Below are 6512 nucleotides of genomic sequence, written 5' to 3' on the forward strand. Positions count from 1 at the left end.
TCTCTCTTTCTTACTTGTGTGCGTCTGCTTTATTTGAAACGGTAGTTCCGATGTGTTCACCTAGAATAACACGTTTAATATTACCTGGTTCATTCATGTTGAAGACTACGAGGTCAATGTCGTTATCCATTGACAAGGTAGAAGCTGTTGCGTCCATAATTTTAAGACCACGTTTGATAACTTCCACATGGGTCAATTCATCAAATTTAACCGCATCAGCATTCTTACGTGGGTCATCATTGTAGACACCATCCACACCATTTTTCGCCATAAGAATAGCGTCAGCCTCAATTTCAGCGGCACGGAGGGCTGCTGTGGTATCAGTTGAGAAGTATGGAGAACCGATACCTGCTGCGAAGATAACGATACGTCCTTTTTCAAGGTGACGAAGGGCACGACCTCGGATATAGGGTTCAGCCACAGATTTCATATCAATAGCCGTTTGAACACGTGTGTCAACACCAAGTTGTTTCAAACTGTCTGCCATAACAAGGGCATTCATAACTGTTCCAAGCATCCCCGTATAGTCCGCTTGAACACGATCCATTCCTGCTTCGGCTGCAGGTTCGCCACGCCAAAGGTTACCACCACCGATAACCAAGGCGATTTGAACACCTGATTCTGCGACTTCTGCTATTTCTTTAGCCATTGTCTGTACGGTTGGAAGATCAATCCCAACACCACGTTCACCAGCCAAAGCTTCACCTGAAAGTTTAATGAGGACACGTTTGTATTTTGGTTCTACCATGATTTCTCCCTATTAACTATGTTGTTTTTCTGATTGTATTCTTGGCTCAGATTTATCATTCCTAATCCGTAAATGACCATTTTTTTAAGACGGAGATTAAGCTCTTACAAGCTCTTTCCAGATTGACAAATGGTCTCTTTATGACAAAGCGAAACACTAAATCTTCATCCTTACTATTTTATCATAAATTAGGGTTTTCACCTAGTCAAATATTTTAAAATATCCTTACAAGATGACTGTAAAAGTGATAGTGTCATCTTTGTAGGAGGCAAAGAGACGCCCTTTAAATAATTTGACCATACTTTGAGCCATGGATAGACCTATACCGAAACCTTTATTTTCCTTGTTATTATGGGATTCTTCGATACGATAGAAGCGTTCAAAAACTTACTATAATCGACTGCCTTACCATCCTTATAGGTATTCGACACTTCCAGGCGAGCCCGTTTACGAGTTCTTCCGACTTGACGAAGTCTTACCGTAACCGTCCCTTCTGGGTCACAATACTTGTTTGCATTATCAACCAGAAGAGTTACAAGTTCAAAGAGAGATTTTTCCTCTGCCTTAACATGGATGTCTGGAGAAATATCCATAAGGAAGGATTTCCCGTCACGAACAACTGGTCCCTTAAAGTCCTCTGCTGCATCCTCAGTAACATACGAAAAATCCACATCTTGAAGAACGATATCAGGATGCTCCTCAAGCCGAGATAAGGCCACAAGCGAATTGATTAGAGTGGTCAATCGTGCCACCTGGTCGTTAGTAGACTTGGTCCATTCGTTTTCCCCAGTCATGAGTTCCTGTAGCTCCGTGTTGGCAGAAATAATGGCCAATGGGGTCTTCAATTCATGACCTGCATTTGTGATAAAACGCCGTTGCTTTTCATAGTTTCGAATGAAGGGGCGAATGACGATTCCAGACAAAGCACTGACAATAACGACAAAAAAGATGAAGCCAAACAGTGATAAAAGGATACAAAGACTCATTAAAGCTTGGGAAGAATTATAATAAGAAGACGTGTCCAGAAAGACTACCAAAACCTTATTTTTACTGACCTTACTTACTTGATAGCTAAGATTGATGTTTTTTCTCGAATCGTGCCTAGATTATTGGTCAAACGGCTAACTGTCAGGGCATAGCTAGCCGCTTCCTCGTCGTTTATTAGGGCCGTATGGCTGGTATCCTGGCTAACAACCTTATCACCCGATAAGGTCACGCTGAAAAATCGAAAACTGTCTGAAGGAATCTCACGTCCTTGATTGATCTCAATTTTTGTGGTTTTCCCAAAGCTACCATTATTTTCCGAAAGGGTGTTGAGTACCTTGCTAATTTCCTGCTCCGTCTGAAAAGACCTCACGGTATTGATGATTCCCACCATAAAGACCAAGATAAAGAGGATGGCCAAGGAAGCAATCGTAATAAATTGCAGGCGTAATCGTCTAAACATAGCCTACTCCTCTCTCATTAGCTCAAGACAAAAGTCGCCACCCTTTTCGCCCAAAATGCTAATATCAGCCTTAATAGCTTGCAATTTCTGGCGCAGATAGGAAATATAAACCCAGACAATTGATTCATCAACGTCATCTTCATCAGCCCAGATGGTTTTAAAGAGGTGCTCAGTACTTAACTTCTTGGTAGGATTGTGCATGAAATAAGCCATTAACTTGGTCTCACGACTTGAAAGGCGAATACTATTGCCAGCCACTAACTCTTGATCCTCTTGGTCCAAACAAACCGAGCCAAGCGTCAAAACTTTTGCCGTAAATGTTTCACTAAAACGGCGCTCCAATGAACGCAAACGAGCCAAAAGTTCCTTTAGAGACATGGGCTTGGTCAAGTAGTCATCCGCACCAGCATCAAGTCCCGTCACACGGTCATCAATTTCGGCCATGGCCGTCAACATAATGACATGCGTGGTATTCCCAGTTGAGCGAATTTCTCTTAGGGCTTCAATACCTGTTTTGATGGGCATCATGATATCCATGATCATCACTTGATAGGCATTCTGGGCAGCCAAATCCACTGCTTCTTGCCCATTAAAGGCCTGATCCACTTCGTACCCCTGATGTTCAAGAGCTGCTTTATAAACCCTGGAAAGAGCCTCCTCATCCTCTGCTAATAGAATTTTCAGAGCCATTTTAGTCCCCTCCTTCTTGAATTAAGTTACGAATGGTCTGCATGGTCAAATCACATGAAGCCAATTCATCTGCACAACGCTTAAGCTCACGGGTAATCATTTCAGGATTCTTGATATCATGCTTGTACTTCATCTGATGTTCCAGACTGGCCCAGGAATCCTGAGCGATGGTCCGAAGCTGAACCTCCACAAAATAAGTACCTTTCTCATTTCCTAGCACATCTGGAAAGTCTGTTTCTATTTCCAAAATGAGGTGATAAGAACGATAACCGTTAGGCTTGGCATTTGAAATATAATCCTTCTCATTGTGGACCGTGACACCAGGAATAGCCTTTATCACTTCGATAGTTTTGTAAATATCATCAACAAAGCCACAAACGATACGGATTCCAATACTGTCACGAATTTCCTTGAGGGCAGACTGGCTAGTCTCAGGCAAATTCTTCCTACGACACTTTTCACGCATGGAGTCACTTTCCTTAATCCGTGAAATAAAATGTTCATAGAGTTTAAAGCCTGTTTCTTTTTTGCTCGCAATATTAGCCGCAATAATAGGGTCAGTTATTTCTTGTAAAATGTTGGGGAGATACTGAGCATATTCCCCATAAATACTTGGAGTTGACATAAAAACCTCCTCTAATAGCGTTTCTTCATTATAGCATAGATAGGCTTAAAAATAAGGAATGAGCCTAATAGAGCTGGCATTGTGACTATGAAAAAAATCCAGCCGAAGCCAGATTCATTTTGTATCTCTAAGTTTTCCTTCCACTGGACTATTCTTCAAGAGATTTGACAAAAGGCCAGTTGCCCAGTTTGTGTTTTTCATAGGTCAAAACCTTGTAACCACATAGCTTATAGCCATTCTTCTCATAAAAAGGTACATTATAGTCACGGTTAGTAATCAAGCCAAGACTACGGCCTCCTGTGCTACGCACAAAGGGTTCAACACCTTCAAGTAAGAAGCGGCTTCCGATTCCCTTTCTTTGAAAATCAGGAGTTACCGCCAACATCATCAGGTACCAGTCGTATTCTGCAGAATCTTCCAAATGTCTCTCTGATTCTTCGACAAAGTTAAAATATTTAAACAACTTGGTAATACTGATGAAGCGGAACAGCTTGGTCGCTCCATTTTGCAAATAGTTAAGCATGGAAACCGTCTGATGTTGCAAAATAGCTACCGCAACAATGCGACCATCCTGTTCGGCTACCAAGCAAGAATCCATCTTTATTGCCAAACGCACTAACATTTCCTGCAAGGCTAAGACAAATTCCTTATACTGCTTAGGTTTCTTTAAATTACTGGCAATCATTGAGAGATAGGGATAATCTTCAAAGGCATCTGCACATACTTGTGCAACTTCCTGAACTTCATCTTGTCTTGCTTGACGATATTGCATGACGGGTCTCCTAATCTATCTGTTTTTTCTCAGTATAACATAAAACGCACGACCTATAGTCATACGTTTTATGAAAATTTGTTAAATATTATAATTTTGTAAGAAAATCCTAGGCAACTTCTTCGGTAAACTGACTATTATAAAGATCAGCGTAGAAACCATCTGCCGCCATAAGGTCAGCATGATTACCCTGTTCAATAATATTACCATCTTTCATCACAAGGATAAGGTCAGCATTTCGAATGGTTGACAAACGGTGGGCAATGACAAAGGAAGTACGACCTTCCATAAGCTTGTCCATAGCTTTTTGAATCAATTCTTCAGTACGTGTATCAACTGATGATGTTGCCTCGTCCAAGATAAGGAGAGGGGCATCTTTAAGAAGGGCACGGGCAATGGTCAAAAGCTGTTTCTGACCAACTGAAAGTGTAACCGAGTCATCCAAATAAGTATCATAACCTTTTGGAAGCGTGGTGATGAAGTGGTGAACACCGACAGCCTTGGCCGCAGCAATAACTTGCTCGTCAGAAATATTTTCTTGATTGTAAATCAAATTATCTCGAATAGTACCTTCAAAGAGCCAAGTGTCTTGAAGCACCATAGAAAATTGATCATGGACAGTTTCACGTTTCATATCATTAGTATCCACACCATCAATAGTGATACGACCTTGGTCGATGTTATAGAACTTCATGAGCAGGTTAACAATGGTTGTCTTACCAGCACCCGTTGGACCAACAATAGCAATCTTTTGTCCAGGTTTTGCGACTGCTGAAAAATCATGAATGATAGTCTTTTCAGGCGTATACCCAAAGGAAACATGGTCAAAGACAACTTGACCCTTAGTATCTGTCAACTCAGCTGTCTTGGCTGACTCGTCATCCATATCTTTTTCTTCCAAAAATTCAAAGATACGCCCAATAGCTGCAGTTGCTGATTGGAGTTGTGTAATCCCTTGCGCAATTTGAGAAAGGGGTTGTGAGAAGATACGAACATAGGTCATGAAGGCTACCACATCACCAATAGTCAAGCTACCATCAATAACCTTAATAGCTCCCACAAGACAGACCATAACGTAACCAAAGTTCCCAATGAAAATCATAAGTGGCATCATAATACCTGAGATAAATTGAGACTGCCACATCGACTTATAAAGTTTATCGTTTAGGGCCTTGAATGCCTTACTGCTCTCTTCAGTGGCATTATAGCTCGTTACAACAGCTTGACCAGTGTAGATTTCTTCGATATATCCATTAATGTTAGCCAAATTTTCTTGTTGACGTTTGAAAAGGGGTTGTGAGAAGCCCATGATAAAGCCTACTAGAACAAATCCTATTAAGACAGAACCAATGGCAGTGAAAGCCATAGTGACATTTGAGTAAAACATCATAATAATGGCTGCGACCAAGAGAACACTTGAGGTAATTAGGGTACCCAGACCTTGACTAAGAGATTGTCCCAAAAGGTCAACGTCATTGGTCACACGAGAGAGGGTGTCCCCTTGAGAGTGACTGTCAAAATAATTAAGAGGTACACTGTTGATTTTCTTTTGGATAGCGGTACGGAAACGTTGTGAAAAGCGTTGTGTAACCGTCGCAACCGTAAAGCTTTGCAAATAACCAACAATGGCTGAGATAGCATAGAGAACAGCCAAGGTTAAAGCAATGCTGCCCACCTTGTCTAAGTCAATACCGGGAATAATTCCCATCTTAGTTGGCGTAATCCCATCAGTAATAAGATTGGTGATTTCTTTTAATTTATCAGGTCCAATAACTGTAATGACCGCTGAAATAATAGCTCCAAAAATCGCTAAGACAAAGGGAATTGGGAAGCCTTTAATATAGGGTTTTAAGCGTTTATAGGACGATGTTTTTGGCTTATTTTCCATTTTCTAACTCCTCCTTAGACAATTGTGAATAGGCAATTTCTTGGTAGACTTCATTATTAGCCAAGAGTTCCTTGTGGGTTCCTTGACCAACAACCTTACCTTGGTCAAGCACCAAGATTTGATCGGCATCCATAATGGTAGAGATACGTTGAGCAACAATCAACTTGGTCATATCTTGTGTTTTTTCAGCTAATTCTTGACGCAGTTTACGGTCTGTCTTATAGTCCAAAGCTGAGAAGGAATCGTCAAAAATCAAGATTTCAGGCTTACGAGCCAAGGCACGTCGACGGAATAGGCCAAACGTTGTTTTAGCCACTGAGAAATTAGACCCAGCTTAGAGCC

At 41.2% G+C, this 6512-nt stretch carries 5 protein-coding genes and 2 pseudogenes; all 7 read right to left on the reverse strand.

Annotated features, from left to right (window positions below; all coding sequences use genetic code 11):
* Positions 1 to 10 precede the first annotated feature (10 nt).
* Positions 11 to 748, reverse strand: coding sequence for a UMP kinase (pyrH, locus tag HSISS2_RS06350; protein WP_004183953.1), 738 nt, complete (start codon positions 746 to 748; stop codon positions 11 to 13).
* A gap of 225 nt (positions 749 to 973) precedes the next feature.
* Positions 974 to 2195 (reverse strand): annotated as a pseudogene (locus HSISS2_RS06355) (HAMP domain-containing sensor histidine kinase).
* Between the two features lie 3 nt (positions 2196 to 2198).
* On the reverse strand, positions 2199 to 2885 hold the full coding sequence (locus tag HSISS2_RS06360; RefSeq protein ID WP_004183958.1) for a response regulator transcription factor: 687 nt from the start codon (positions 2883 to 2885) through the stop codon (positions 2199 to 2201).
* 1 nt (position 2886) lies between these two features.
* Complete coding sequence (locus HSISS2_RS06365; RefSeq protein ID WP_004183960.1) at positions 2887 to 3510, reverse strand: GTP pyrophosphokinase family protein; 624 nt, start codon at positions 3508 to 3510, stop codon at positions 2887 to 2889.
* 148 nt (positions 3511 to 3658) lie between these two features.
* Positions 3659 to 4282, reverse strand: coding sequence for a GNAT family N-acetyltransferase (locus tag HSISS2_RS06370; RefSeq protein WP_021145954.1), 624 nt, complete (start codon positions 4280 to 4282; stop codon positions 3659 to 3661).
* A 109-nt stretch (positions 4283 to 4391) separates the two neighbouring features.
* The gene (locus HSISS2_RS06375; RefSeq protein ID WP_021145955.1) at positions 4392 to 6170 is read right to left on the reverse strand and encodes an ABC transporter ATP-binding protein; all 1779 of its coding nucleotides are present in this window, start codon (positions 6168 to 6170) and stop codon (positions 4392 to 4394) included.
* Positions 6160 to 6453 (reverse strand): annotated as a pseudogene (locus tag HSISS2_RS06380) (ABC transporter ATP-binding protein); the annotation flags it as partial. The pseudogene HSISS2_RS06380 and the gene HSISS2_RS06375, both read right to left, overlap by 11 nt.
* Positions 6454 to 6512 lie beyond the last annotated feature (59 nt).

The organism is Streptococcus sp. HSISS2 (genome assembly GCF_000448665.1).
GTDB lineage: Bacteria > Bacillota > Bacilli > Lactobacillales > Streptococcaceae > Streptococcus > Streptococcus raffinosi.

Bases quoted from the DNA above. Each gene is read 5' to 3' on its own strand.
- HSISS2_RS06375 (WP_021145955.1), bottom strand. From the start codon at position 6,170: ATGGAAAATAAGCCAAAAACATCGTCCTATAAACGCTTAAAACCCTAT.
- HSISS2_RS06365 (WP_004183960.1), bottom strand. From the start codon at position 3,510: ATGTCAACTCCAAGTATTTATGGGGAATATGCTCAGTATCTCCCCAAC.
- pyrH (WP_004183953.1), bottom strand. From the start codon at position 748: ATGGTAGAACCAAAATACAAACGTGTCCTCATTAAACTTTCAGGTGAA.
- HSISS2_RS06360 (WP_004183958.1), bottom strand. From the start codon at position 2,885: ATGGCTCTGAAAATTCTATTAGCAGAGGATGAGGAGGCTCTTTCCAGG.
- HSISS2_RS06370 (WP_021145954.1), bottom strand. From the start codon at position 4,282: ATGCAATATCGTCAAGCAAGACAAGATGAAGTTCAGGAAGTTGCACAA.